This window comes from Parasedimentitalea nitratireducens (genome assembly GCF_057444295.1).
Genome location: NZ_JBYAXC010000006.1, coordinates 120,543 through 145,829, shown reverse-complemented (window position 1 = coordinate 145,829; position 25,287 = coordinate 120,543). Strand labels below are relative to the sequence as shown.

The window sequence follows — 25,287 nt, the reverse complement described above, 5'->3', positions numbered from 1 at the left end:
TCCCGCCCGTCGTTTGGGCATGAAACATGCCCATCCGCCCGTTGGGCCCGGCGCCGCACAGGCGCGGCGCAACTGCAGTGCGCATTTGCGCACTGCCCGGCCCACCCTGTGGATCGCGCGGCGTAGCCGTGCGAGCGCAAAGGGGAGGGAGACCGTCGGGTGTCACTCGCAAGTGCTCAAAAAACTGTTGGTCTGGGGGCGAGTTTATGGAACGTCTAACGGCAACACTCATTCGGAGGTAACATGCTGGAACTACGCCCAAACTGCGAATTGTGCGATTGCGACCTGCCGCCGCAATCTCTGGAGGCCCGGATCTGTTCCTACGAATGCACCTATTGCGCCAATTGCGTTGAGACCGTGCTGCACAATGTCTGTCCAACCTGCGGTGGTGGCTTTGCCCGCCGTCCGATCCGGCCACAGCAGGCGTGGCGAACGGAGTTGAAACTCGGCTTGGCCAATCATCCGGCAAGTACTGATCGCAGACACAGCAAGTTCGGCTCCGAGAATATCAAAGCGCATGTTGAGCGTATTCGAGGGCTGAAGCCGGAAGAACGGTGAAATGTATACTCAGGCCTCCAGATTCCAAAAATGTTGCTGTTTGAAAATGTTCCAGAGAGACGGTTTGGGATGTAGAGTTGGAACTAGATTTAAAGCAATTTTAAACGTCGTGAATTTGGAGCGTCAGCAATGAAAAAGACGGTTGTATTTGTTGTTTTCTTGTTTGTTTTGACGACTGCAATTCGCAGCGCGCTGTTTGGCCCTGCCATCTTAGAAATAAACGTCAGGTTGACTGATGGCGGTCCCGATGTGACGTCTGAGTTTCGTCAATATGTTGGATATGTGCCAGAAGGCAGATCTGGACCTCCAACGCTTGGCAACATTCAAGTTATTAGGCCAATCGAAGGGCGAACGAACCTTTATGAGGTTCCGTCTGATCGCGATATTGCAATTTTCGTTTTGTCTCGCGGTGTGGTCCCGTTTCAAACAAAGATCAGAGCCCGCGCGGGTAAGCATCTCGCGCATGACGTCGTACTGGATGCTGGCACCGTGCAGGTCACAATTGATCAGGCCCAAGAGATGAGGCCTCCAGGCATCTGGTTTGTTGGACCCGATGGCCAAATTGATGAAAATGTAAGTTTTGACAGTGGCGCGAAAATCATTGTGCCGGCAGGCGAACAGGTTTTTCAGGTTGGCCGCTATCTGGAGGCGAAGAGAGAGAGCATTGTCGTGGCCCCCGGGAAAACACACCAGCTTAATATTGCTAACACGCTTGGGGTGCTGAGGGTCAACCTCGAAACCTCTTTTCCATTTGAAAAGCTATCTCCAAAGCCTCTTGTCAGGACCGCGAGAGGCAGTAGTTTTCTCCACCAGGACGACAATCATTTTGTGTCTGGTCGCTGGCAATTCGGGACCCATGATGCGGTTATTGAGCTGTACGAACGTTTCCCTATCTCGATCAGAGATTCGGCAACCGGTCCTTTTACTGTAGTGATAGATAAAAAAGAGAATGTGATGACAATTCCCCTGTCTCTTGTAGGTGTTGAGGCGCAATTCACGGGTTGGCCAATAGATATTCCAGAAAACGCGACGGCTCTGGTGGTCAGCAAATCGGACCCTGGACTGCCGTTCGCAACCTATCGTGTAACCAATAACCGCGCGCCGTTGATTTTTGTTCCACCTAAGGACATTCATGACTACGCAATAGCACTTGTCGCTGGTTCCCAAGTGCTTGCGCTGCAAGAGATTGGCCCGTTAGTCCCAGATACTCCGAAAACAGTGTCAATTATTGCTGGCGGTGATGTCGGGCTATGTCAGGAAATCGTGCTTAACTTCGATTGTGTTCAGCTTTCTAGGCAATAATATCCGGCGTCAGGCGGTCTTCGATTTGCGCGATGATATCTTTCAACCACAGTTTCTTCTTTTTCAGCCGACGAATGGTCAGCTGATCGCTGGTGCCTTTTTCCTGCAAGGCATCAATGGCCTCGTCAAGATCACGGTGCTGGCGCCGGAACACTTCCAGTTCAACCTTCAGCACGTCATCGTTTTTCATGGAAATATCGGTGGGGGCGTTCATTGGCGACTCGAATATTGCAAAAAAGACGTCAACTTAGATTACGCGTTTACACTCTTTTCGCCTAGGCCCTGTATGCGTTGCTCTTGTTAAAATGATAGTTTCTTCCCATATTCGCTGCGACGGGTTGCCATAATGGGGCTCGTTACGACCGTCGCTTATTCTTTGAAGGACGAAATACGTGTCAAAACTCACTTTGGGCTCTTACCCACATATGCTTGGGTTCGAGCAATTGGAACGCCTGCTGGAACGCTCGGCCAAGTCGGGCAACGAGGGCTATCCCCCTTATAACATCGAACAAACATCGGATTTTTCCTATCGTATTACCCTGGCCGTGGCCGGGTTTGCCGAGGAAGATCTGGCCATCACCATCGAGGATCGCCAGCTGGTGATCCGCGGACGCCAAGGCGAAGACAGCGACGGGCGGGTGTTCCTGCACCGGGGAATCGCGTCGCGCCAGTTCCAGCGCATGTTTGTGCTGGCTGATGGGGTCGAGGTTGGCGAGGCGATCATGGAAAACGGCCTGCTGCATGTGGATCTGACCCGCTCGCGGCCGGAAACCGTGGTGCAGACAATCAATATTAGAAAGGGCGAGTGATGCAGGGCACAAACGAGCGTACAGAAATCGAATCACGCATGGCCTATGTAAAGACCGTGGATGTGGCTGACTTGCCAAGCGAAGTGCAAGAGGGCGCCAAGGGGCGCACCCAGCTTTATGCGGTGCATGATGCCGAGGGCGAGCAGCTGGCATTGGTTGCTGATCGACGCATGGCCTTTGTTCTGGCGCGCCAGAACGACTATGCACCAGTGCCTGTGCACTAGTTTTAAATAGGTAGAGGAGGCGTCCATGACCCAATTTGAATTCGACTGGGTCGACGCGTTCTCGGATCGCGCCTTTGGTGGCAATGGCTGCGCAGTGGTGCACGATGGCGCACACCTGACCGAAGAAATCTGCACTGCCTATGTGCGTGAGACCTCGCTTGTAGAATGCACTTTTACCGGGCCGTCTGACATTGCAGACATCAAGGTTCGGTACTTTCTGGCCAGTCGTGAAATCCCCTTTGCCGGTCACCCCACCATCGCCACCGTGGCTGCGATGCGGGATCGCGGGCTGATTTCCGGGAACACTCTAGTTCTCGAAACTGGCGCCGGGCTGGTTCCGATAACGCTGAACGGCGACATGATCGAGATGACGCAGATCGCGCCCGAGTTCGGCCCGTTCGCAGATCCTGAGCTGGTCGCCGCAACCATATCTTTGCCCGTAGATGCCATTGTTGGTCAGCCGCAAAAGGTCTCAACCGGTTTGCCCTTCTGTATTACCGTGCTGAAGGATCACGAGGCATTAAAGGCGGCGAAACTAAACATCGATGCGCTGGCCAAATTGGGCCAATCGCTCGGGGCGGATGGCATCGATATGATGGAGCCATTCTTAGTGACTCTGCAGGGGGCAACCAGTCAGGGTGATACCTATTCGCGCCTGCTGATGGCACCACCCAGCCCGCCCGAGGATCCGTTCACCGGATCTGCTTCGGGCGCGATGGCTGCCTATTTGTGGCGCAATGGGTTGATCGACAAGCCATCGTTCATTGCAGAGCAGGGGCATGGAATGGGGCGGCCGGGGCAGGCACGTGTAACCCGTGTGGGCCCGGTCGATGCACTGACGGGCATTCAGGTGGCGGGTAAAGGTTTTATCCTGATGCGCGGTACGGTAGATCTGCCTGACACACCGTAGCCAAGGACACCCCGGATGCCAGACCCCGCCATTGCTGTATTGCCCTATGGCAGCCGATTGGGCGCAAAGCTGGCTGACCGCCCCTTGTCCGAGCTGAACTGGCCACTGGGGTGCCCTGATCGTTTGCAGGGCAAACACGTCAGCGATATGGCGCCAACAGACCACCTGATCGTCTATCCCAAAACCGCGATGCATTTTCAGCTTAATTGGCACTGCCCGGCGCAGGTGTCGATGATGGTGGTTGAGCCCAATATCATGCATGGCCACCACCTGCGCTGGTTGCGGTTGACCTACCGGAGGTTTTTTCGGGTTTTTAGCTATGATGATGACTTTCTGGACAAGATACCCAATGGGATCTTCCTGCCCTATGGCACCACTTGGGTGCCGAACTGGCGTGAGCTGACGACTGAAAAATCTGCAGATGTATCTCTGATCGCCTCAGCCAAGAAAGATCACCCTGGGCATAAGCTGCGCCACAATCTGGTAGATTTTGTACGGGCTGAGCATCCAGAAGTGACGGTTATGGGGCGCGGCTATACCCCGTTTGCTGAGAAATCCGATGGACTGGTCCCCTTTCGCTATTCGGTGGTAATCGAGAATGTGCAGCAGCGGAACTATTTCAGTGAAAAGCTGATCGATGCAGTGCTCTGTGAATGCGTGCCGATCTATTGGGGCTGCCCCAATATCGCTGATTTCATTGATACTGCGGGAATGGTGATCTGCCACAACGAAGACGAGATGCGTGCGGCCATTGCCTCAGCTAATGCCGGGGACTATGCCCGACGATTGCCAGCCTTACAGGCGATTAAAGAACAGGTAGCACTGTACGACCACCTTGAAACACGTGCAGCACAGGCGTTGCAGGATAGTCTGTAAGTCTTGCGCCCATGCTGGTGCGCAAACCGGGCTAAACGCGATCTCGGTCTTCAAAAGGAAACGGCCCGCCAAAAGGGCGAGCCGTCGTTTTGTTCAAAATTGGTGGCGATCAGCCTGCAATCAGACCCATGCTTTCCAGCTTCAGCAGAACCTGATGGGCACAGTTGTCGACTTCGACATTTTCGGTTTCCACTGACAGTTCTGGGCTGGTCGGAACATCATAGGGATCCGAGATGCCAGTGAACTCTTTGATCTTGCCTTCGCGCGCCAGCTTATACAGGCCCTTACGGTCACGGCGTTCACATTCCTCGATCGAAGTGGCCACGTGCACTTCGACAAACGCACCAAAGGCTTCGACGTCTTCACGCACCGCACGGCGGGTGGTTGCATAAGGCGCGATGGGCGCACAGATGGCGATACCACCGTTCTTGGTGATTTCAGAGGCAACATAACCGATGCGACGGATGTTCAGATCGCGGTGCTCTTTCGAGAAGCCGAGTTCTGACGACAGGTTTTTACGAACAATATCGCCATCCAGCAATGTCACCGGGCGACCACCCATTTCCATCAGCTTGACCATCAGCGCGTTGGCAATGGTGGATTTGCCCGAGCCCGAGAAACCGGTGAAGAACACGGTAAAGCCCTGCTTGGAACGGGCAGGTTTGGTGCGACGCAGCTCATTCACGACCGCCGGGAACGAGAACCACTCGGGGATCTCAAGGCCTTCGGACAGACGACGGCGCAGCTCGGTGCCGCTGATGTTCAGAACGGTGACATCATCCTTGTCTTTGATCTCGTCGGCTGGCTCGTACTGGGCGCGCTCTTGCACATAGACCATGTGCTTGAAGTCGACCATTTCACAGCCGATTTCGCTTTGGAATTCGCGATACATGTCCTGCGCGTCATAAGGACCATAGAAATCCTCGCCTGCCGAGTTCTTGCCTGGGCCAGCGTGGTCGCGACCAACGATAAAGTGGGTGCAGCCGTGGTTGGCGCGGATCAGCCCGTGCCAAACTGCTTCACGTGGGCCCGCCATCCGCATCGCCAAGTTCAGCAGCGACATGCTGGTGGTGGCCGCTGGGTACTTGTCCAATACCGCCTCATAGCAGCGCACACGGGTAAAGTGATCGACATCGCCCGGCTTGGTCATGCCAACGATAGGGTGGATCAACAGGTTGGCCTGGGCTTCTTTGGCCGCGCGGAACGTGAGCTCCTGGTGGGCGCGGTGCAGCGGGTTGCGGGTTTGGAACGCAACAATACGGCGCCAGCCCAGCTTGCGGAAATAGGCGCGCAGCTCGTTTGGGGTGTCGCGACGACCGCGGTAGTCATAGTGCACAGGCTGCTGGATGCCGATGACCGGACCACCCAGATAGACCTTGCCAGCCTGGTTGTGCAGGTAGTTTACCGCCGGGTGGGCGTCATCATCCGCACCAAAGACCTTTTCGGCCTCATGTGCTTTGTTTGGCACCCAGTTGTCGGTGACAGTCATGGTCGCCAGAATGACGCCTTCCTGATCACGCAACGCGATGTCTTCGCCGGGCTCCAGCGAGGCGGCAAAATCTTCGGACACATCCAATGTGATCGGCATTGGCCACAGGGAGCCATCCGCCAGGCGCATGTTGTCAACAACGCCGTTATAGTCTTCTTCAGAGAGGAAGCCCTTGAGCGGGTTGAACCCGCCGTTCATCAACAGCTCTAGATCGCAGATCTGGCGTGGAGACAGATCGTGGCTCTTCAGCTCGCCTGCCTCAATTTTCAGTTTCTGGGCGGAATCGTAGGAAACGAATAGTTCTGGAATGGGGGCCAGATTACTAAGCATCGTCATGTCAAATCTCTCGCTGTGCGTCTGTGCAATAGTCAGTTCAGGGTCTTTGCTTGGCTGCGCATAACGTTCTTGCGTGAACAAAGTCTAGCATTGGAGGGGCAGAATTTTGTGAAAAGGGAGGGAATGACGCATCCATGCCACCAAATGGATGATTTTCCCCCTGAGTTGTGTGTTGTGGGGCTTTGGTTCCGACTGGGCGGTTCCACTGGCAAGGAACAGGAATAAAATACTGAAATACCGGTCCGTGGGCGTGGACCGTGCAGGTTAGGGAGACGCGTTGTGTAGTTGAACGCGCTGCAGCAAGGATTGGTCGGCTCCGGTTTTAAGCGCCAGGGCGCGCAGGGGCGTTGCGACACCACGTAATGCCAGCGTCTCAAGATCCACGTTCGAAACCTCAAATCCAGCGCTAAGCAACAAGGGCTCGGAAATCAAAAGCTCCACTCCAAGATCTTTGGTCTTGCTTTCAAGTCGGCTGGCGGTGTTGACGGTGTCCCCGATCAAGGTACGCGGGGCATTACCTGCGGCACCAATTTCACCAAGCACCAAACCGCCTAGATGGAGGCCCATGCCAATGGCAACCGCTGGTGTGCCCTCATCGGCAAGAGATTGGTTGAACTTGGCCAAAGATGTGCTGACTTCGGCAACCGCCTGCAACGCGGCCTGCGCCGAGGATTGTTCGTCTTTGGTTTCAAATACGGCCAGCAGCCCGTCGCCAAGGTATTTGTCGACGGTGCCACCTGCGCCGGTGATGCTGGGGACAATGGCATCAAAGAACCGGTTGAGCAGGAACACAACGTCATACGGCAGCTGGCCAGTGGTGCGGGCGGTAAACCCACGCATGTCCAGAAACAGGATCGCCAGCCGTCGTTCCTCACCCTGGCTGGCATGGGCGCGGCTGCGTTTTCCATCCGGACGAAACACCCGCAATACAGTCAGCGGATGGGTTGGCCGGATCTGGCAAGCCAACCGGGCGTTGGGGGGCGCTTTGACTGCCGCTAGACTACGCATTTCGGCGGCGCTGGGCGGATGAAGTTGGTCCGCACCGTCTTCGATGATGACCCGGCAAGTGGTGCAACGACCACGTCCCCCACATAATGCAGTATGGGGCACGCCGTTGGTGCGAGATATTTCCAGCAGAGTCAGGCCTTTGGAGGCCGAGACTTCGGGGCCATTGGCATAGCGGATGCGCACGGATTTACGCCAGCTTAGAAACTTGCGGACCACGTAGAATGTGGCGGCCACAGCAAGGATTGCCCAAAATACATAAAGCGCATAGTCAGCGATCCTGATCAGGGTCAGAAATGTCTCGCGATCCGGCCAATTATAGTCCCGCATCAATGCCAATCGGGTGTTTTCATCCTGAAATAGTTGCAGCATGCGGCGGCCCTGGGTCAGAAACCCAGCAAGCGCAAAGCCGGGCAGCAACATGGCAAAGCCCACAAGGACAGGTAACCAGCGTTGCCACCATAATTTGCCACGCAGCCAAAAATGCAGCCCCATACACCCGTGGGTCCAGACAATCAGCAAAAGAACCGACTGCCAGGCGCCATCCACCGTGTTCCACAACAAAACGGTGATATAGCCATATTCATCGTTCACCTTGAACATGTCATGGGCAATGTGGGTGTGCACGATGTGCTTGATCAGCAGCAGCGGAATAAGCAGCCCCAACACGACTTGGGTTGCCTCCCAAACCGGCATGCGCAGGGTGCGTCGGGCAGCCAGCTTGATGATCGCCAGGCCAGCATGGGTCAGCAGCGCGGTCATCAGTACAACTTCACCCACCTCACTACGGGTGATTGTCAGCCGCAGGTCCTGACCCCAGTCCAGCGCCTCGTTTGAAAATAGACCCAGGCCGAGATTGAGAAAGTGAAAGAAGGCAAAGGTGAACAGGATCAGCCCGGTGACAATCCGGGTTCGCGTGGCCCAGTCGCCGCGCCACAGGTCATTCAACGTCTGGTCCCCTCACATGTTCACAAGTGACCCAAACTGTGAGGGTTGCCCCGATATCCGTCAAGTCATGTCGATGGGGGTAACCAGGGTTTCATCGGTCCCGAGGATTCCAACGCGGCACCTGTAATTTCGTTCCATCTAAACAAAACGATATGCCATCGCGCGGGATTGGTTCGGGCTGCGTAGATCATCCCGTCTGCGCCGCTGCTGCGTACTGCGTCACTGGCCTGCCACGTGGTTGCAGGTTCCCCAGCCTCTCGCTGTGGCTGCCAAGGGGTGATCGGGGCGTTGGCAGATACACCCAATGCGTCACAGGTTGCCTGGTCGCGGATGTCTAGCAATCTGGCATCGTTCAGCTGCAACGGCACCGAAACACGGCGCGGGTCATCGGTGCCAACGAAATTGATGAGGCCGTGTCCGGCGGCATCAATAGAAGGGGAAAGATACAGGGCCGGCTGCCCTGAATGGTGAAATCGCCCTTCGGGCGAGATCACACCGTTCAAAATCTGATCAGCGAACTCTTCATACACAATCCGGTAGAAAAGCCCGCTGACAGTTTTCATCAGTCCTCAGCTTCCGCCAGGAACTTTTCAGCGTCCAGCGCCGCCATGCAGCCCATACCGGCTGAAGTTACAGCCTGACGGTAAACATGGTCGGTTAGGTCACCCGCAGCAAACACGCCGGGCACGCTGGTTTTGGTGGTGCCGGGCTCGGTCACCACATATCCGCCGGAATGGGTTTCCAGCGAGTCCTTAACCAACTCGCTGGCTGGGGCGTGGCCGATGGCGACAAAAACACCCTTACAAGGGATCTCGGTCAGCTCGCCGGTTTTGACGTTCTTGGTGACAATACCCTCGACACCCAGCGGGTTTTCAGTGCCGACAACCTCTTCCAATGTGTTGAACCACAGCGGTACGATCTTTTCGTTCTTCATCAGCCGGTCGATCAGGATCTTCTCGGCGCGCAACTCGTCGCGGCGGTGAACCAATGTGACTTTGCTGGCGAACTTGGTCAGGAACAGCGCTTCCTCAACCGCAGTGTTGCCGCCACCGATGACCACGATTTCCTGACCGCGATAAAAGAACCCATCACAGGTAGCACAGGCCGAGACGCCAAAGCCCTTGAACTTCTCTTCACTCTCCAGTCCCAGCCACTTGGCGCGCGCACCCGTGGCCAGAATAACTGCATCCGCAGTATAAACCGTGCCGCTGTCACCCTTGGCGGTGAACGGGCGTTTGGAGGTGTCCAGCTCGGTGATGATGTCGCCGATGATTTCACAGCCCATTTCCTGAGCATGCTCTTGCATCTTGATCATCAGATCGGGGCCCTGCACTTCGGTAAAGCCGGGGTAGTTTTCCACCTCAGTGGTGGTGGTCAGCTGACCGCCAGGCTCAATGCCCTGCACCAGAATGGGCTCCAGCATGGCGCGGCTGGCATAAACACCGGCGGTATAGCCCGCAGGCCCCGAGCCAATGATCAGAACCTTGGTGTGGCGCGTATCAGTCATATTGGTATCCCCAAATAATGCAGCAGGGCGGGTAGGCCGCCAGTTGGCGACTCATATAGCCGCCCTATGAGGCGCGTTAAACCCCCGGACAGGGCTGGGCGGGTGAAGCTATTGTGATTTTTCCATCAGGCAAAGAAAATTGCGCTGGTATGAAATATTATTGCGCGCACTACCGGCGGTGCTATAAGAAACGCAAAATTGACGGAGAGCTGAACATGGTCACAACACGCCTGGATCCGATTGATCGCAAGATATTGTCGGAGCTGCAAGCCGATGGGCGCATGACCAATGTTGAGCTGGCCAAACGTGTTGGCATCTCTGCGCCGCCATGCCTGCGCCGTGTCCGCACACTGGAAGAGGCCGGATATATCGGTGGCTACCACGCCGAGGTCAACGCCCGTGAGCTGGGGTTTGAAGTGCAGGTCTTTGCCATGGTTGGGCTGGAAAGCCAGGCCGAGGTCGAGCTGAGCGCCTTTGAAGCGAAATGCCGCAGCTGGCCGCTGGTCCGTGAGTGTCACATGCTGAACGGCGAAGTGGATTTTATCCTGAAATGTGTCTCTCCGGATCTCAGCACATTTCAAAGCTTCTTGACTGGCGAATTGCTGAGCACGCCCAATGTGGCCTCGGTCAAAACCTCGCTGGTGATCCGCGGTGCCAAGGATGAGCCGGGTGTTCCGTTTGAGGTGCTGGAAGAGCGGCTGGCAAAAGAGGCCTGATCTCACATATATTTACTTGGGCAAAGTCGCATCCCCTGTGTAAGGGGCCGCAGGTGCCAGAGCTTATCTGCACCCGGCGTTGAATGCGGTCAGCACCCCCCCCCGGCCGGTGTTTTCGCTTTTGCCCGTTCTTAACTCTCCACGCCGGTCCTTAAAGCCAACAACAATGTTGTCAGCCGTTGCCAGATCCCGCAGCAAGTCTCGGCTTGGCACGGCGTACAGCGTGTTGCCACTGCCGTGCACTTTGCCACGCAGCTTATGGGGGCGCCCGTCCGTCATGATGGTGACGATGTTCATCTTGTCAGCCTTATATCCGCCAGTGCTGATCACCAGAGTTTCCTGCCCGTCTACACAACTGACAGAGATGGCTCGCGGATCATCATATCCACGGCGATCCAGCGGAAGAACGACTTGTTGGGTTGGCCCCTGGCTCAACGCATCAAGCCTGGTTTCTTCGGTCCAGCGACCCGCATGAGCGGTTGTGCCAAAGCTAAGGCTGGTCGTCACAAGGGACGCTGCCACAAGGGAGTTGAGTGTACTGAATTTCATTCGTTGTCTTTCGGGAGGCCGAAAAAGCCGTACTGCTGCAATTGGCGGAAGCTACCTGGGGAATTCTCCTGTCACCAGCTGCCCGCTTCCTGCATCTAGGGAGGTTCATTTTGACGTTCAACCGATCCCGCAAAAAGAAATTGCTGCTGGCCTGCCATTGACCTTCTGCGCTTTACCCCCGACGCGCGCCGCCCTATAACGCGGCTATGACCCATCGTGCGGCCATCATTATTCGAATTATATCCCCGGCTCTCTGAACCAATGAGACGCCGGGCCAAGGTGTTTGAGACTTCGCACCGATCGCTTCGACATTCCGAACAGACCATCGACAAGGACGCCTCACATGTGCGCCGACACGCCTGAAACACCCGACTATAAATCCACGCTGAACCTGCCCAAAACCGACTTCCCAATGCGCGCTGGCTTGCCCAAGCGCGAGCCCCAGTGGCTGGAGCGCTGGGCCAAGATCGGCGTCTATGATCGCCTGCGCGAAAAAGAGGGCCGTGAGCCGTTCACGCTGCACGATGGCCCTCCATACGCCAACGGTCACCTGCACATCGGTCACGCGCTGAACAAAACCATCAAAGACATGATCGTGCGTTCGCACCAGATGATGGGTTTTGACGCGCGCTATGTGCCGGGTTGGGATTGCCACGGTCTGCCGATTGAATGGAAGATCGAGGAAAAATACCGCAAAAAGGGCAAGAACAAAGACGATGTCAATATCGTCGACTTCCGCCAAGAATGCCGCAAGTTTGCCGAGGGTTGGGTGGATATCCAGCGTGAAGAGTTCAAACGTCTTGGCATCACCGGCAACTGGGACGATCCATACCTGACCATGGCCTACCACGCCGAGGCTGTGATTGCCGGTGAATTCCAAAAGTTCCTGATGAACGGCACGCTGTATCAGGGCTCTAAGCCCGTGATGTGGTCTCCAGTTGAAAAAACCGCGCTGGCCGAGGCCGAGGTCGAATACCACGACAAAGAGAGCTTTACCATCTGGGTGAAGTTCAAGGTTGCCAACGAAGCCCACAAACTTTCCGGCGCTCAGGTCGTTATCTGGACAACCACCCCTTGGACGATCCCATCGAACAAGGCCGTCGTCTTTGGACAGGACATTGCTTATGGCCTGTACGAAGTCACCGGCACACCAGAGGAATCTTGGGTTGCGGTTGGTGACAAATACATCTTGGCCGACAATCTGGCCGCCGATGTGATGAAGCGCGCTCGTTTGTCTGAAGATCAGTACACCCGCGTCGCAGATGTGTCGGCCGATGATCTGGATGGCGTTGGCTTGAAACACCCGCTGCACGGCGCCGAAGGCGGCAACGGTGAATGGGATGACCTGCGTGACTTCCGCGCTGCTCCGTTTGTGACCGACACCGAAGGCACCGGCTTTGTGCACTGCGCCCCAAGCCACGGTATGGATGAATTCGAACTTTACCGTGACCTCGGCATGCTGGAGCAGGTCATCACCTATAACGTGCTGGACGACGGTGGCTTCCGCGCTGATCTGCCGTTCTTTGGGGGCAAATACATCCTGAACCGCAAAGGCGGCGAGGGCGATGCCAACAAGACCGTGATCGACAAGCTGGTCGAAGTAGGCGGCTTGATGGCACGCGGCAAGATCAAGCACAGCTATCCACACTCGTGGCGCTCCAAGGCGCCGATCATCTATCGCAACACACCGCAGTGGTTTGCTGCCGTGGATCGTGAAATCGGCGATGATCAGGACACTTATGGCAAAACCATCCGTGACCGGGCCCTGACCTCGATCGACGAGCTGGTCAAATGGACCCCGGCCAAGGGCCGCAACCGTCTGCACGCGATGATCGAAACCCGCCCCGACTGGGTTCTGTCGCGCCAGCGCGCCTGGGGTGTGCCGCTGACCTGCTTTATCAAAAAGGGTCTGTTGCCAACAGATGAGGGCTTCCTGCTGCGTGATGACGCCGTGAATGCTCGCGTTGTTGAGGCATTTGAGGCCGAAGGCGCAGACGCTTGGTACATGGAAGGTGCCAAAGAACGCTTCCTTGGCGATGACTATAACGCGGATGAGTGGGAGCAGGTGTTTGACGTGCTCGACGTATGGTTCGATTCTGGCTCGACCCACGCATTCGTCCTGCGCGACCGCGAGGATGGCACCGAAGATGGTATCGCCGATGTCTATATGGAAGGCACCGACCAACACCGAGGTTGGTTCCACTCATCCCTGTTGCAGGCCTGTGGCACCAAGGGCCGCGCGCCATACCGCAATGTGGTAACCCACGGGTTCACGCTGGATGCCAAAGGCATGAAGATGTCCAAATCGCTGGGCAACACCATCGTACCGGAAACAGTGGTCAAACAATACGGCGCTGACATCCTGCGCCTCTGGGTGGCCCAAACCGATTACACCGCCGACCAGCGGATCGGGCCGGAGATCCTGAAAGGCACCGCCGACAGCTATCGCCGCCTGCGCAACACCATGCGTTATATGCTCGGTTCGTTGGGCGACTTCTCGGAAGATCAGCGGGTCGAACCTGCCGATATGCCCGAGCTGGAGCAGTGGGTGCTGCACCGCATGGCCGAGCTGGATCACAAGGTTCGTACTGGCTATCAGGCGTTTGATTTCCAAGGCGTTCTGTCGGCTGTGTTCAACTTTGCCACTGTTGATCTGTCGTCGTTCTACTTCGATGTGCGCAAGGATGCGTTGTACTGCGATGGCGATACCCTGAACGCCCGCGCCGCGCGCACGGTGCTGGACCTGTTGTTCCACCGCATCACCCGCTGGCTGGCGCCAATTCTGGTCTTCACCATGGAGGAAGTCTGGCTCGAGCGTTTCCCAGGCGATGAAAGCTCGATCCACCTGACCGACATGCCCGACACCCCAGGTGACTGGCTGAACGAACCGCTGGCCGCTAAATGGTCCGGCATCCGTCAGGCCCGCCGTGTGGTCACCTCGGCGCTGGAAATCCAGCGGACGGACAAGGTGATTGGCGCGTCGCTCGAAGCGTCCCCGGTTGTGCATGTGCGTGATGATGAAGTCCGCGCTGCTCTGGCCTCGGTCAACTTTGCCGACATCTGCATCACATCCGATGTGGTGCTGAGTGGTGATCCGGCCCCGGCCGAAGCTTTCCGTATGCCCGAAGTCGACGGCATCTCGGTTGTGTTTGAAAAGGCTGATGGCGAGAAGTGCCAGCGCTGCTGGAAGATCCTGCCAGACGTTGGTCAACACAGCCATGCTGACGTATGTGGCCGTTGTAACGATGCGCTGGGCTAATGGCACGCGCGCGTGACCATGGCATCCAGATCGGGCGGTTTTCGCCCGGTCTCTTGAATGCAATTACAGATGTGGCCGGTGTTAAGGTCGGCCATGTCACTCTGATCGAGGGCGAGCGGACCCGCACCGGGGCAACTGCCATCCTTCCTCACTCTGACAATGTGTTCCAAACCCGTCCCCGCGCGGGCCTGTCGGTGCTCAACGGCTTTGGAAAATTTGCTGGGACCACACAGGTGCAGGAATTGGGCGAGCTGGAAACCCCAATTCTGCTGACCAATACGCTGGCCACCGGCCGCGGGATTGAGGCGCTGATCCAGCACACTCTCGCACAGCCCGGCAACGAACTGGTCACTTCGATCAATGCGGTTGTGGGCGAGACCAATGATGGGCGGCTGAACGACATCCGCGCCCGACGCCCTACGGTCGACGAAATGGTGCAGGCACTGGCAAATGCCAAGGAGGGCCCGGTGGAGGAGGGCGCTGTTGGCGGAGGCACTGGTACCATATCCTTCGGGCTGAAAGGTGGCATCGGCACTGCATCGCGCAGTGTTGAAGACTACATGCTTGGCGTTTTGGTGCAGTCAAATTTTGGTGGAACACTGCGGGTGGATGGTCGTGAGGTTCGCGACACATCCGAGGCGGATGCTGATGGATCCATCGTCATTATCATCGCTACCGACGCGCCTCTGTGTGCCCGTAACCTGACCCGTGTGGCTAACCGCAGCTTTGCCGGTCTGGCACGGATTGGATCCAGCCTGTCCAATGGGTCGGGCGACTATGCGCTGGCGTTCTCGTCGGCCGAGGGCACGATGGACAACACCGATTGCTCGCCCCTGTTCGAAGCGGTGATCGAAACCACCGAAGAAGCGATCCTGAATGCTTTGTTGGCAGCCGAGGATATGCAGGGCTACGATGCGCTCAACGACCAAGAGAATTTTGTGCCTGCACTGAAGCTCTGATCTGCAGGTCAAATTGAAAAAGCGCCCACTCCATGTCTTGGAGGGGCGCCTCTTTTAAAATCATAAGCTACGCTGAGGTGTTAGCCTTCGCCAAACAGGGCCTGAACCTCGTTATACTCAGCACTCGCGTCGACGTTTGATGTGCCGGTTTCACCAGAAATCAGGCCAACAATCAGCGACTCCATGTCGGCGTTAGTGGTCGCTGGCGCAGGGGCTGCAACTTCCAACGGGCTGGTTTCAACAGTGATAGGCGGATCTTCGACAACCGCGTTGGCCGCGTTCAGCGTGATCTCTCCGGCGTCATCCTGTTCGAATGTCACCTTAATGCCACCATGCGGGCTCATGACAAACTCGATGTCGATCTCGCCACCGGAGCCCTCGGTCTCAATCTCAACACTCAACTCGCCGTCTTCCATTTCGACTTCGATCTCAAACTCGCCATTCACACTGGCGATGCTGATGTTGATCTCACCAAATGCGCCGCTCAGCACGGCAGACAGACCTTTAGGAGCGGTTGCATCAACCACTGGAGCCTCGGTTATCGGCGCGGTTGCGTCGGTCGCGGGCTCTTGCGGCTGCTGGGCACGCCAGCCCCAGGCCTTGGCATGGTCTGGTGGACCCGGCTGTTTGGCGTGATCCGGCGAGCCGGGTTGTTGGTTCTGCAATGCGATGTTCGGACCTTTGCCAAACCCGCCAGCTGCTGAAACAGAGTGCATAGTGATTCTCCAGTATATGGGTGCCCGATTTGAGCGCTGCCCGCATACTGGTGGAAACTCATTAAAAAGCGGCTGAAACGGCCGGTGAACGACCCAACTGTTTACGAAGAATTTTTAAGGAATTTGTAAGGCCCCGTAATCGCACGGAGAAAATGTCGCCGCATCGGCAATAATTTTCTTGGAACGTGCAGATTGTTTCCAATTTACACCCAATCACTGACCTGCAGTCAACCGAAAGAGGGTGATCAGTGCATGGCCTTCATGGCCTGACGATATTCGTCTGCGGCGATAACACTGGCAGGTTTTGGTCCAGCATAGGTGCCCGACAGCATGTCCTGAATTTCGGCCTGGGCCTTGGAGGCGCCAACTTCCTTGCCCAGTGCAATCTGGCGAGCCGTTTCGCGGGCTGGGCCAACATACTGAGCCTGCAGCGACTGCTCGTATCCGTTGCCAAGTGCTGCCATGCGTGCGGTTGCGCGTGCTGGGCCAACGTATTTGGTTTGCAGATACATTTGGCGGGCGTCGTGGGCATCCTTGGCATCAGCAGTTTCCCTGGTGATGATCTTGGCCTTTTCGGCCTGGGCAACAGCATCAGCTTGAACCAACTCAGCCTTTGGAGGCTGCTGAGCTGGGGTGATAAAGCTGATGCTGGGAGAGATTGCCGCGATCATTTGTGCCACCTTGGTTTCAAATCCTTCCTAAGGTTTAGTTGAATTTTAACAAAAGTGGCGAGCAATCGTAATAAAGGTTAACGCGCCGAGAGTGCGAGCCACGGATAGAGTGGTTTGGCCAACGTAACCGTTAACTTTTGGCTTAACGATTGTGGGTCTTGTGCTGGTGCTAGGAATGGATGAGGGTGCGCCTATGCCCTTTGCTTCCCTAGATACGCCAGTTGGAATGCTCTCGATCGAAGAGCGAGACGGTGCCATTGTGCGCCTGAACTGGTCTGCTGATGGCGGCGGGCGGTCGGCCCTGTTGGACAAGGCCTGTGGTCAATTGCGCGCCTATTTTGCCGGTGAGCTGCAAGATTTTGATCTGCCCCTTCATGTTGACGGCTCCGACTTTCAGCGCACGGTCTGTGACGCCATGTCAGCGATCCCGTTTGGTGAAACGCGGACCTATGGCGACATTGCAGATGCATTGCAAAGCTCGGCGCAGCCGGTGGGCAATGCTTGTGGTGCAAATCCGATCCCAGTGATCATCCCATGCCACCGCGTGTTGGGGGCCAATGGGCTCGGCGGATTTTCCGGCGCAGGCGGGGTTGAGACCAAGGTTGAACTGCTCAAGCACGAAGGTGCGGGCGGATTGCTGATATGACACCTTTATGAGCGCCACTGTATTTCTTGCAGTTCTGTTCGCCGCCTTCTTGCATGCGGGGTGGAACGCGCTGGTCAAAACCGGCGGTGACAAATTTCAGGCGATGTTCATCATGTCAACGTCGCAGGGCGCAATTGGCCTGCTGATGACACTTGTGCTGCCACTGCCAACCGCGCAGGTCTGGCCGTGGTTGCTGGCCTCGGGTGTGGTGCATTCGCTGTACAAGTATTTCCTGACCTCGGCCTATGAACACGGTGATCTGAGCCGAGTTTACCCGATCGCCCGCGGGCTGGCGCCGATGCTGGTGGCTCTGGTTGGGGTGTTCTTTCTGTCTGACGACTTGGCGCTGCTAGAGTACATTGGGATCGCAGCGCTGGGCACCGGTATAATTGCAATGGCGCGAGGTGTCTTTAGCAATGGCGAAAGCCAGCACATGCTGCGTTTTGCCTTTGCCTCGGCTCTGATGACGGCCTGTTACTCCCTGATCGATGGGTTGGGTGCGCGCGAAGCTGGGGATGCGACGGTGTTTGTCGCCTGGATGTTCCTGATCGACGGGATCATCTTTGGATCATGGGGGCTGTGGCGACAGGGTAGGGCAGTGCTGGTAGCAAGACGTCGAGATTGGTTGCGGGGCTGTATGGCTGGAGCGGCGTCACTGGGGGCCTATTGGATTGCGGTCTGGGCGATGACACAGGCCCCCATCGCACTTGTCACCGCGCTGCGTGAGACGTCGATCCTGTTTGCGGTGCTGATAGGTGTGGTGGTGTTCCGAGAGCGGTTTGACCGCGCTAAGGCGGTGGCCACGGTACTGATTGTTGGCGGTGTGGTGCTGACGCGGATCTAAGCGGGATTACCAAACTTAGCTAACAGATCTAGCTGCGCTGAATTTTGCGCTGAGCCGGAACAACCTGCTGAACAACGCCGACAAAAAGCAGGTAGACCGAGGTCACAACCAGCCCCCAATGCGCCCAGCTTTGCGGATGGAAATCTACCCAGGCGGCCCAACCCGCAAAGAAAGTCCAAGCCAATGCCATCGGTAGGGTGACCAGACGCCAACGCTCGGTGCGCACCGGATGGACAAATTTCAGCGGTAAAAACATGCTCACCGACACCAATGTAACCAGCGCCAGACTCGTCCAGTGGCTGGGTTGCAGAGCAAAAATTACCAGCACAACCATGTTCCAGCAGCCGGGAAAGCCCGAAAACGAGTTGTCCTTGGTCTTCATCCGGGTATCGGCAAAATACATCGCGCTGGCAAAGGTGATGACAATGATAGCAAACCAGCCGGTCCAGCCCGCCATCAAACCGGAATTGAACAGCGCAAAGGCTGGGATAAACACATAGGTCAAATAGTCGATGATCAGATCCAACAGCACGCCGTCGAATTCAGGCGCATACCGCTTGACGTGATACTTACGTGCCAACGGGCCGTCTATTCCATCCACAATAAAGGCCACCACCAGCCATAGGAACATCAAGTCCCATTTTTCATCGACGGCTGCGAGCATTGCCAACATGGCAATAACAGCGCCAGTTGCGGTAAATAAATGAACGGAAAGGGCTCGGATCTGTGGGGTCATTCCCATGTGATGGCGAATTTCCACACAACCCGCAAGTGTTCAGCCGTCGGATTTACGATTTTCCAGCAGCCAATGGGACTGTTCAGACCTCAGTTGCCCACCCGAACCTCTTCCAGAGGATAGGCGAGAAAGTCCTGATCCTCCCAACTGGCGTGGCAATCGTGGCAAAAGGACTGCTTGAACTTCATAGGCTTGCCGTTGGGTTGCAGCCCGCCATAAAGCCAGTCGTTTGTGTCAGGGGCTGCCCCGGCTTCTAGCTTGGTCATCAAAAACAGCGGACCAATGACAGCCGCGCCTTTCTTCTTATTGATCTTGATGCTTTCCTTGGCCAGTCGCGAGCCCACTGGCATCACCACGTCGTCTTCGGCGAATTTCAGGTAGTCTTCGGCGGCGATGTCATTGGCATAGGTCAGCAGCAATCGATTCCCGTGTGCGCCAGCTACCCCGTGCCGGGTGCCTGTTACCGTCCAGTTACGATAGTTCTTGGCGACCATATCCCCTTCTTTGCTGTAGCCGACGACCATCGCATCGCCAATACAGTCATAGATGCTGGCGATATCACTCTCGGTCAGGTCAAAGGGCTCAAGCGTGGTGACAGGGCAGTCCTGAGCCAAAGCGGAACTGGCTGTGATCATGGTGGCGGACAATACGGCGGCAATCCCAACGCTGCGGGTCATGGTGCTGTCTCCTGTTGCTTTGCTCTGCCCTGTTAGGTGTTGCAAAAGCACAGGTTTCCACGTTTTGGCTGTGCACAAAGAGACACAAAACCGTGACGGTCTCAGGCCTTGGGATGGGCGCGGTTATAGACTTCCATCAAATGCGCGGTGTCGACAGCCGTGTAGGCCTGGGTGGTCGATAGCGAGGCATGGCCCAGTAATTCCTGAATCGCACGCAAATCACCGCCGGCCTCAAGCAGGTGGGTGGCAAAGCTGTGACGCAGCGCATGGGGCGTGGCCGTTGCTGGCAAGCCCAGCTGGGCGCGGGTCTTGGCCATTACCCCTTGGATCAGGCGCGGGTTCAGGGCTCCGCCGCGGACGCCGCGAAACAGCGGTCCCTCCGCTACTTGCGGATGTGGGCAAAGTTTCAAATAACGGTCCACCGCATCACGGGCGGCGCTTAGAACCGGCACGATGCGTTCCTTGCCGCCTTTACCAGTAATCCGTAACACCTTGCCGATCGGGGCGTCCTTGCCTTGCAATCCCAATGCTTCGGATATGCGCAAGCCACAGCCATATAGCAGGGTCACAACAGCAACATCCCGCGCTGACACCCAGTCTGATTGAGACTGCAGTTCAACCGTTTCCAGCACCGCCTTGGCCGCCTCGGCGGCAATTGGGCGGGGGAGCTTCTTTTGGAACTTCGGTGCCCGCGCCATCAGCACGGCGCTGGCTTCAAACCCTTCGCGTTCAGCTAGCCAGCGGTAAAAGCTTTTTACGGCCGATAGTTTGCGCGCCAGCGAACGCGCGCCAGTGCCGCCATTGCGCGTTTCGGCCATCCAGGCCCGCATATCGCCGGTTGAGATCGACTTCAGCGCTCCCATCCCCTGAGGCGCACCAAAATGCAGCGTCATGAACGACAAAAACTCGCTCACGTCGCCACTATAGGCTGTCAGGGTATTGTCAGCCGCACCGTTCAGCGCCTTTTGGCTGGCCAGCCAGTGCTCCAGCACATCGCGGCAGGCTGGAGAAATCAGGCTCACGACAGCCAGTGACGCATCGACCGTTCAAATACGCTTGCAAAGAAGGTGAGCAATTCGGTGCCATGCTGGGGGGTAAACTGATGCGGATCTTCCGAGCCCATGACCAGCAGACCGGGCAGGCGACCATCGCCAAAGTCTAGCTTCAGGCAGGCCTCGGACCGGATCCAGTCGGACTTATCCGCATAAAGCTGGGGTATGCCGCCTTGGATTTGCCGCAGCGTGACCGGGCGCACCGGGCTACCGCGGCCCTGGTTCACGTAATCATCAATAAAACCGGGCTCGACCACATTCAGCACTTCGCCCATGCGTTTGACCGCCGGGTTCTGGTCGTTCTGCACGGTCTCCAGCACCAATGTGACCGCATCCAACCGCAGGATACTGGCCAAATCGCCACGCAGGTTCTGCAGGAAGCTTTCGAAATCGGTGGGATCCATCAGCGACAGCACGGCGCGATGGATTTGGTTGGTGCCGGCCAGATTGTCATAAGCCGCCGCAATCACCGAGCGATGGGTATCTTCCAGCCGGTCCAGCCGCGCTTCCATACGCTCCATCGCGATACCGCGTAGATCAACGATGTTGGCGCCCATCGAGCGTTCATTGGCCGAGACCAGAGCGTTCATCACGGTCTGATCTTCAAGCACCGCATCGGGCTTGGCGACAATAGCTTGACGGAGGGATTCTTCTAAAACGGGACTGCTGCTCATGCTCTGACCTCTGGTGGGTTTGGGGCAGGTTATAACACGAGTTCTAACAAAAAGTGGGGAAAATTTGCGCCAACGCGATTTTTGGCGGAGTTGAATAAAATCAGGGGCGTGCGCCAAGGTCGGAAGAAACACAATTGCTTATCGAGAGGTCGCTAAAACAAAAGGATCATCCCCATGACGTTGGGCTAAGCAACACTGACAGCAGTAGGTTCTGAACTGCTGTTGGCAACAGGTTTCGCAAAGTTCTTTTAGGGGTATTTTTAGTGATTAGCATACGGCAAATGGACAAGGGCGACATGCTCTCGATTGTCAGGGCGATGTTAACTTATTCCTCAATAATTTATCATAAATTTGTCCAGGTGAAACACTCATCTTCGGATCAACAAGGCACTTCATGAACACCTCTATCTCTGGCATCACGGACAACAACAAATACCCCGAAATTTCCTTCCTAAAAATCAGGGCACAAAGACTCAAGACAAGTTTGGTGGAGTCCGAACGGTTGCGTGTCAGGCAGTCTGAAATCGAGCTGCAAGAGGTTGTGCAAAACAAAATTGCTTGGATGGAATCAAAGCAGGTGCAAGCTAACCGACCAGCGGGATTTTTCCGAACTTTGGTGGCGCAAGTGGCGACTTGCTATAGCCGCAGATCGGACGTTTTCTCAGCAAGCGGCCGATCTGGACATAGCGCCTGACAAGGTCTCTGGCGCCGAAAGCGGGAAAAAACCGCTTTTGGGCCTGTTGAGCGATTGGGAAAGGGGGCTGTTGGTCCTTTGTTAGACCACTTTTACCGGCGATGCCCGCAAACCAAGGATCTCCAACCTTGGCATGTTCAAAGTCGATGGATAAAGACATGCACCAAGTATCTTCGGCTCAATAAGGACTTTCAATGCCTCTCTTTGGACTATTGCTGATTATCGCCACGACGTTGTTCCCAGCTTATCAGCTTTTCTCTCTGCCCAACATCTCAGACCAAACCGCGCTTTTCTCTCAATACCTTGGCCTGGGCGCGTTGATCTTGATGGCCTGGGGTCAAATCCTGTCGACCCGTCTTCCTGGGGTCGAGGCAATTTTTGGCGGGCTGGACCGCGTCTATGTTCTGCACAAATGGGCAGGCATCACTGCGATGGCCGCCATTCTGGTGCATGATACGGTCGACGCAGACATAGATGGGCTGGGCAAGGAAACAGCCTTGACCGATCTGGCAGAGACACTTGGAGAGCTCAGCCTGTATGGGTTGTTGATTCTTGTGGTGATCTCGGTTGCGACCTTCATCCCGTATCACCTGTGGAAATGGACCCACAAAGCCATGGGCGCGATGTTTGCCGCAGGCGTGTTTCACTTTGTCTTCATCCTGAAGCCCTTTGCAATGACTGATCTCGCAGGCCTGTTTGCTGGCGCCTTCTGCGCTGCTGGGCTTGCCGCTTACATCTGGATGTTGCTGCCCGAAGACATGCGCCCTTCGCGGCAGTTCAAAATTGCCGGGATTGAAAAGACTGGTGGGGCTTTGGCCATCACTATGACCCCAGAGAACAAACAGATTAGCGCAAAGCCAGGCCAATTTGGCGTGCTTCGCTTTGTCGGGTCCGAAAAACCTGAACCTCACCCGTTTAGTTTCTCAAACATCGGCAGCGACGGATCACTTCGGGTCACCATCAAGGGGCTTGGCGACTTTACCACCGGTTTGGCTAACGCCATCGCAGTAGGGCAAAAGGTGAGCATCCAAGGGCCGTTTGGCAGGTTCCGCCTATCAGCCAAAACCCCCGAGATTTGGATCGCAGGCGGCATTGGCATCACCCCGTTTCTGGCATGGGCCAAGGCGCTTTCCACCGATGCCAAGCCTGTTGATCTGTTCTACTGCGTCAAATCCCGCAACGCCGCACCCCATCTGGCCGAGTTGGAAAAGATCGCGCAGTCAAAGCCCAACCTGAATTTGCACATGATTGTCTCGGCCGAAGGCCAGCGTTTGTCGGCAGACGTGATCAAAGAGACTACTGATGTGGACCTCTCACAAGCCAAAGTATCCTTTTGCGGCCCGGTTTCGCTGCGTCGAGCGCTGCAGTCGGGGCTATCCCGCCACGGCGTAACCCCACGGCGCTTTCAGTTCGAAGAATTCGAGTTCCGGACGGGCATTGGCCTAAGGCGACTTGCCCAGCGAGTGTTGGACCGGTAGCGGTTCATAGATATCCACGAAAGGAATCCCCTCCCTCAAAGAGAGTGCCTTCCTGTGGAGGGCACAGTTGAGGAACGACGGTTTTGGGCTTCGTAGAGGCCCGAAGCTATCCATTGATGCACGCAGCGAATATGCTTCACTTCTATAACCCGACGGTCTGCCAGCCGGCGGCCTTATCCAAACACATGAAATACAGCTCAAATCATCTCTTTCAGCGGTAACGTATCGTTATTTTACTGAGAATTTTCCGGAGTTCCATTGTGGAACCTCATATGAAACAGGAGGTTTTTCACCCTAATGGAAGCTGCATTGAGTTTGCCTAAAACACAATGTTTTTCTCAACTCCAAAGACCATTTTGCATGTTAGTCTGACCCTCTGATCTGAACAAATGAAATGGTCCGTATCCTATGAAATCGTCAACGCTCAGTGACATGATCGCCGGTCAACAAGTGCATAGTACATCCCCTAATGATACAGTGCGGACCGCCTGCATTATCATGACCTCGTCGAACGTCGGAGCCCTGCCGGTCGTGGACGATAGCGGGATTCTTGTTGGCATATTCAGCGAGCGAGATGTCATTCAGCGCAGTGTTATTGTGTACCGCCCTTCGGCGACAACCTTGGTCAAACAGGTGATGACACCAAATCCTCAATGGCTGGCACCCGACGCTAAGCCGGTCGAAGCGTACCAAATAATGATCAAGGGCAAGTTCCGTCATTTGCCGATCTGCGAGGACGGAAAAGTGCTCGGGATTGTTTCTATTCGTGACTTTAATCCGCCAAGTAACTCGATGTTCGATTGGCTGCGCGGAAACTCGACCAAGGCCGCTGCGCCAGCTCGGCTTTTCTAAGAACAAACGAAAATTGGTAACGGGCCGTTTGCGTGACGTTGCTAAGCAGACATACCGCGTTCAAAACAAAAAGGAGGCTCCAACCGGAACCTCCCTCGCTCTGCAAATTGCAGAGGACTTACAGGATTTTGATATCTGCCGCTTTGATATCCGCCAGGAATGCAGCCAGACCTTTGTCGGTCAGCGGGTGGTTGACCAGCGACTTGATCACGCCTGGAGGGGCAGTGATCACGTCGGCACCCAGACGGGCAGAATCCAGTACGTGGTTTACCGACCGGATCGAGGCGGCCAGGATCTCGGTATCAAAACCGTAGTTGTCATAGATGGTGCGGATGTCTTCGATCAGCTCCATACCGTCCAGGTTGATGTCATCCAACCGACCGATGAAGGGCGAGATGAAGGTTGCACCAGCTTTGGCTGCCAGCAGTGCCTGGTTGGCTGAGAAACACAGGGTCACGTTGACCATGTGCCCATCGTCGGTCAAGGTTTTACAGGCTTTCAGGCCATCCCATGTCAGCGGCACTTTGACGGCAATGTTTTCGGCGATCTCAACCAGCTTGCGGCCTTCGGCGATCATTGTTTCTGCGTCAACAGCGGTGACTTCGGCCGATACAGGACCGTCTACCAGATCACAGATTTCCTTGGTGACTTCGATGATGTCACGGCCGGATTTCTTGATCAGCGAGGGGTTGGTGGTGACACCATCCACCATGCCCAGATCGTTCAGCTCGGCAATGGCGTTGATTTCTGCAGTATCTACGAAGAATTTCATCAGACGGATCCTTTGGATGGGTTGGTCT

General features: G+C 56.0%; 27 protein-coding genes. 13 read left to right on the top strand and 14 right to left on the bottom strand.

The annotated features are described in order from the left end of the window. The first annotated feature begins 243 nt into the window (after positions 1-243). Both AC2T28_RS17460 and AC2T28_RS17455 read left to right on the top strand, forming a co-directional pair. The gene (locus tag AC2T28_RS17460) at positions 244-558 is read left to right on the top strand and encodes a DUF1272 domain-containing protein (protein ID WP_486749923.1); all 315 of its coding nucleotides are present in this window, start codon (positions 244-246) and stop codon (positions 556-558) included. Positions 559-687: 129 nt separating this feature from the next. After that, on the top strand, positions 688-1,860 hold the full coding sequence (locus tag AC2T28_RS17455; RefSeq protein ID WP_486749922.1) for a hypothetical protein: 1,173 nt from the start codon (positions 688-690) through the stop codon (positions 1,858-1,860). Here the strand turns inward: AC2T28_RS17455 and AC2T28_RS17450 are convergent. Further along, entirely contained in the window at positions 1,850-2,074 is a 225-nt protein-coding gene (locus AC2T28_RS17450) for a YdcH family protein (protein ID WP_486749921.1), read from the bottom strand. The genes AC2T28_RS17455 and AC2T28_RS17450 overlap by 11 nt on opposite strands. A gap of 178 nt (positions 2,075-2,252) precedes the next feature. Here AC2T28_RS17450 and AC2T28_RS17445 point away from each other — a divergent pair, with 178 nt between their 5' ends. Genes AC2T28_RS17445 through AC2T28_RS17430 form a run of 4 tightly spaced genes read left to right on the top strand, consistent with a single transcriptional unit; the run spans position 2,253 to position 4,679 of the window. After that, positions 2,253-2,669, top strand: coding sequence for an Hsp20 family protein (locus tag AC2T28_RS17445; RefSeq protein ID WP_486749920.1), 417 nt, complete (start codon positions 2,253-2,255; stop codon positions 2,667-2,669). Then, positions 2,669-2,893 carry a DUF1150 family protein gene (locus AC2T28_RS17440; RefSeq protein ID WP_486749919.1) on the top strand — a complete coding sequence of 75 codons (225 nt, stop codon included), beginning with the start codon at positions 2,669-2,671 and terminating at the stop codon, positions 2,891-2,893. Before AC2T28_RS17445 ends, AC2T28_RS17440 begins: the two co-directional genes overlap by 1 nt. A 25-nt stretch (positions 2,894-2,918) precedes the next feature. Further along, positions 2,919-3,803: a PhzF family phenazine biosynthesis protein gene (locus tag AC2T28_RS17435; RefSeq protein ID WP_486749918.1), complete on the top strand. Its 885-nt coding sequence runs from the start codon at positions 2,919-2,921 to the stop codon at positions 3,801-3,803. Positions 3,804-3,818: 15 nt separating this feature from the next. Beyond that, entirely contained in the window at positions 3,819-4,679 is an 861-nt protein-coding gene (locus AC2T28_RS17430) for a hypothetical protein (protein ID WP_486749917.1), read from the top strand. A gap of 109 nt (positions 4,680-4,788) precedes the next feature. Here AC2T28_RS17430 and AC2T28_RS17425 read toward each other — a convergent pair whose 3' ends face one another. From AC2T28_RS17425 to trxB, 4 genes are all read right to left on the bottom strand, one after another. Next, complete coding sequence (locus AC2T28_RS17425) at positions 4,789-6,504, bottom strand: bifunctional sulfate adenylyltransferase/adenylylsulfate kinase (RefSeq protein ID WP_486749916.1); 1,716 nt, start codon at positions 6,502-6,504, stop codon at positions 4,789-4,791. Between the two features lie 264 nt (positions 6,505-6,768). Next, positions 6,769-8,457 (bottom strand): adenylate/guanylate cyclase domain-containing protein, encoded by a 1,689-nt coding sequence (locus AC2T28_RS17420; protein ID WP_486749915.1) that lies wholly within the window; start codon positions 8,455-8,457, stop codon positions 6,769-6,771. Positions 8,458-8,522: 65 nt separating this feature from the next. Continuing rightward, positions 8,523-9,020 carry an RES family NAD+ phosphorylase gene (locus AC2T28_RS17415; protein WP_486749914.1) on the bottom strand — a complete coding sequence of 166 codons (498 nt, stop codon included), beginning with the start codon at positions 9,018-9,020 and terminating at the stop codon, positions 8,523-8,525. Next, the gene (gene trxB, locus AC2T28_RS17410; protein WP_486749913.1) at positions 9,020-9,964 is read right to left on the bottom strand and encodes a thioredoxin-disulfide reductase; all 945 of its coding nucleotides are present in this window, start codon (positions 9,962-9,964) and stop codon (positions 9,020-9,022) included. Before trxB ends, AC2T28_RS17415 begins: the two co-directional genes overlap by 1 nt. A gap of 215 nt (positions 9,965-10,179) precedes the next feature. Between trxB and AC2T28_RS17405 the strand changes: the two genes are divergently transcribed. Next, positions 10,180-10,680, top strand: a complete 501-nt coding sequence (locus AC2T28_RS17405) for an Lrp/AsnC family transcriptional regulator (protein ID WP_486749912.1) — start codon at positions 10,180-10,182, stop codon at positions 10,678-10,680. A gap of 63 nt (positions 10,681-10,743) precedes the next feature. Here the strand turns inward: AC2T28_RS17405 and AC2T28_RS17400 are convergent, their stop codons facing one another. Beyond that, positions 10,744-11,229 carry a hypothetical protein gene (locus tag AC2T28_RS17400; RefSeq protein WP_486749911.1) on the bottom strand — a complete coding sequence of 162 codons (486 nt, stop codon included), beginning with the start codon at positions 11,227-11,229 and terminating at the stop codon, positions 10,744-10,746. Between the two features lie 343 nt (positions 11,230-11,572). Between AC2T28_RS17400 and ileS the strand changes: the two genes are divergently transcribed. After that, complete coding sequence (gene ileS / locus AC2T28_RS17395; protein ID WP_486749910.1) at positions 11,573-14,488, top strand: isoleucine--tRNA ligase; 2,916 nt, start codon at positions 11,573-11,575, stop codon at positions 14,486-14,488. Beyond that, on the top strand, positions 14,488-15,447 hold the full coding sequence (locus tag AC2T28_RS17390; RefSeq protein WP_486749909.1) for a P1 family peptidase: 960 nt from the start codon (positions 14,488-14,490) through the stop codon (positions 15,445-15,447). Before ileS ends, AC2T28_RS17390 begins: the two co-directional genes overlap by 1 nt. Positions 15,448-15,527: 80 nt before the next feature. On the opposite strand, the gene AC2T28_RS17385 is transcribed toward AC2T28_RS17390, so the two are convergent. Next, the gene (locus AC2T28_RS17385) at positions 15,528-16,163 is read right to left on the bottom strand and encodes a hypothetical protein (RefSeq protein ID WP_486749908.1); all 636 of its coding nucleotides are present in this window, start codon (positions 16,161-16,163) and stop codon (positions 15,528-15,530) included. Positions 16,164-16,408: 245 nt separating this feature from the next. After that, positions 16,409-16,834 (bottom strand): hypothetical protein, encoded by a 426-nt coding sequence (locus tag AC2T28_RS17380; RefSeq protein WP_486749907.1) that lies wholly within the window; start codon positions 16,832-16,834, stop codon positions 16,409-16,411. A gap of 193 nt (positions 16,835-17,027) precedes the next feature. On the opposite strand from AC2T28_RS17380, the gene AC2T28_RS17375 reads away from it, so the two are divergent. Both AC2T28_RS17375 and AC2T28_RS17370 read left to right on the top strand, forming a co-directional pair. Next, complete coding sequence (locus tag AC2T28_RS17375; protein WP_486749906.1) at positions 17,028-17,480, top strand: methylated-DNA--[protein]-cysteine S-methyltransferase; 453 nt, start codon at positions 17,028-17,030, stop codon at positions 17,478-17,480. Positions 17,481-17,487: 7 nt separating this feature from the next. After that, positions 17,488-18,324 (top strand): EamA family transporter, encoded by an 837-nt coding sequence (locus tag AC2T28_RS17370; RefSeq protein ID WP_486749905.1) that lies wholly within the window; start codon positions 17,488-17,490, stop codon positions 18,322-18,324. Between the two features lie 28 nt (positions 18,325-18,352). Here AC2T28_RS17370 and AC2T28_RS17365 read toward each other — a convergent pair whose 3' ends face one another. The 5 genes from AC2T28_RS17365 to AC2T28_RS17345 all read right to left on the bottom strand — a co-directional run bounded on the left by AC2T28_RS17365 (position 18,353) and on the right by AC2T28_RS17345 (position 22,317). Beyond that, positions 18,353-19,060 (bottom strand): CDP-alcohol phosphatidyltransferase family protein, encoded by a 708-nt coding sequence (locus AC2T28_RS17365; protein ID WP_486750008.1) that lies wholly within the window; start codon positions 19,058-19,060, stop codon positions 18,353-18,355. An 89-nt stretch (positions 19,061-19,149) separates the two neighbouring features. Continuing rightward, positions 19,150-19,737, bottom strand: a complete 588-nt coding sequence (locus AC2T28_RS17360; RefSeq protein WP_486749904.1) for a cytochrome P460 family protein — start codon at positions 19,735-19,737, stop codon at positions 19,150-19,152. A gap of 101 nt (positions 19,738-19,838) precedes the next feature. Beyond that, entirely contained in the window at positions 19,839-20,759 is a 921-nt protein-coding gene (locus AC2T28_RS17355) for a tyrosine recombinase XerC (RefSeq protein WP_486749903.1), read from the bottom strand. After that, on the bottom strand, positions 20,756-21,463 hold the full coding sequence (locus AC2T28_RS17350) for a DUF484 family protein (RefSeq protein WP_486749902.1): 708 nt from the start codon (positions 21,461-21,463) through the stop codon (positions 20,756-20,758). Before AC2T28_RS17350 ends, AC2T28_RS17355 begins: the two co-directional genes overlap by 4 nt. Positions 21,464-22,047: 584 nt before the next feature. Then, on the bottom strand, positions 22,048-22,317 hold the full coding sequence (locus AC2T28_RS17345) for a hypothetical protein (protein ID WP_486749901.1): 270 nt from the start codon (positions 22,315-22,317) through the stop codon (positions 22,048-22,050). A 34-nt stretch (positions 22,318-22,351) separates the two neighbouring features. Here AC2T28_RS17345 and AC2T28_RS17340 point away from each other — a divergent pair, with 34 nt between their 5' ends. Next, a complete protein-coding gene (locus AC2T28_RS17340) occupies positions 22,352-23,635 on the top strand; it encodes a ferredoxin reductase family protein (RefSeq protein ID WP_486749900.1) in 1,284 nt (427 codons plus the stop codon). 408 nt (positions 23,636-24,043) lie between these two features. Further along, on the top strand, positions 24,044-24,487 hold the full coding sequence (locus AC2T28_RS17335) for a CBS domain-containing protein (protein ID WP_486749899.1): 444 nt from the start codon (positions 24,044-24,046) through the stop codon (positions 24,485-24,487). A gap of 118 nt (positions 24,488-24,605) precedes the next feature. Here the strand turns inward: AC2T28_RS17335 and fsa are convergent, their stop codons facing one another. Then, positions 24,606-25,259 (bottom strand): fructose-6-phosphate aldolase, encoded by a 654-nt coding sequence (gene fsa, locus AC2T28_RS17330; RefSeq protein ID WP_486749898.1) that lies wholly within the window; start codon positions 25,257-25,259, stop codon positions 24,606-24,608. Positions 25,260-25,287 lie beyond the last annotated feature (28 nt).

Coding starts and splice junctions, on each gene's coding strand:
- fsa (WP_486749898.1), bottom strand. CDS start 25,259: ATGAAATTCTTCGTAGATACTGCAGAAATCAACGCCATTGCCGAGCTG.
- AC2T28_RS17390 (WP_486749909.1), top strand. CDS start 14,488: ATGGCACGCGCGCGTGACCATGGCATCCAGATCGGGCGGTTTTCGCCC.
- AC2T28_RS17350 (WP_486749902.1), bottom strand. CDS start 21,463: ATGAGCAGCAGTCCCGTTTTAGAAGAATCCCTCCGTCAAGCTATTGTC.
- AC2T28_RS17435 (WP_486749918.1), top strand. CDS start 2,919: ATGACCCAATTTGAATTCGACTGGGTCGACGCGTTCTCGGATCGCGCC.
- AC2T28_RS17460 (WP_486749923.1), top strand. CDS start 244: ATGCTGGAACTACGCCCAAACTGCGAATTGTGCGATTGCGACCTGCCG.
- AC2T28_RS17340 (WP_486749900.1), top strand. CDS start 22,352: ATGCCTCTCTTTGGACTATTGCTGATTATCGCCACGACGTTGTTCCCA.
- AC2T28_RS17430 (WP_486749917.1), top strand. CDS start 3,819: ATGCCAGACCCCGCCATTGCTGTATTGCCCTATGGCAGCCGATTGGGC.
- AC2T28_RS17380 (WP_486749907.1), bottom strand. CDS start 16,834: ATGATCGCGGCAATCTCTCCCAGCATCAGCTTTATCACCCCAGCTCAG.
- AC2T28_RS17360 (WP_486749904.1), bottom strand. CDS start 19,737: ATGACCCGCAGCGTTGGGATTGCCGCCGTATTGTCCGCCACCATGATC.
- AC2T28_RS17365 (WP_486750008.1), bottom strand. CDS start 19,060: ATGACCCCACAGATCCGAGCCCTTTCCGTTCATTTATTTACCGCAACT.
- AC2T28_RS17415 (WP_486749914.1), bottom strand. CDS start 9,020: ATGAAAACTGTCAGCGGGCTTTTCTACCGGATTGTGTATGAAGAGTTC.
- AC2T28_RS17400 (WP_486749911.1), bottom strand. CDS start 11,229: ATGAAATTCAGTACACTCAACTCCCTTGTGGCAGCGTCCCTTGTGACG.
- AC2T28_RS17405 (WP_486749912.1), top strand. CDS start 10,180: ATGGTCACAACACGCCTGGATCCGATTGATCGCAAGATATTGTCGGAG.
- AC2T28_RS17345 (WP_486749901.1), bottom strand. CDS start 22,317: ATGTCTTTATCCATCGACTTTGAACATGCCAAGGTTGGAGATCCTTGG.
- ileS (WP_486749910.1), top strand. CDS start 11,573: ATGTGCGCCGACACGCCTGAAACACCCGACTATAAATCCACGCTGAAC.
- AC2T28_RS17455 (WP_486749922.1), top strand. CDS start 688: ATGAAAAAGACGGTTGTATTTGTTGTTTTCTTGTTTGTTTTGACGACT.
- AC2T28_RS17440 (WP_486749919.1), top strand. CDS start 2,669: ATGCAGGGCACAAACGAGCGTACAGAAATCGAATCACGCATGGCCTAT.
- AC2T28_RS17375 (WP_486749906.1), top strand. CDS start 17,028: ATGCCCTTTGCTTCCCTAGATACGCCAGTTGGAATGCTCTCGATCGAA.
- AC2T28_RS17450 (WP_486749921.1), bottom strand. CDS start 2,074: ATGAACGCCCCCACCGATATTTCCATGAAAAACGATGACGTGCTGAAG.
- AC2T28_RS17385 (WP_486749908.1), bottom strand. CDS start 16,163: ATGCACTCTGTTTCAGCAGCTGGCGGGTTTGGCAAAGGTCCGAACATC.
- AC2T28_RS17335 (WP_486749899.1), top strand. CDS start 24,044: ATGAAATCGTCAACGCTCAGTGACATGATCGCCGGTCAACAAGTGCAT.
- AC2T28_RS17370 (WP_486749905.1), top strand. CDS start 17,488: ATGAGCGCCACTGTATTTCTTGCAGTTCTGTTCGCCGCCTTCTTGCAT.
- trxB (WP_486749913.1), bottom strand. CDS start 9,964: ATGACTGATACGCGCCACACCAAGGTTCTGATCATTGGCTCGGGGCCT.
- AC2T28_RS17425 (WP_486749916.1), bottom strand. CDS start 6,504: ATGACGATGCTTAGTAATCTGGCCCCCATTCCAGAACTATTCGTTTCC.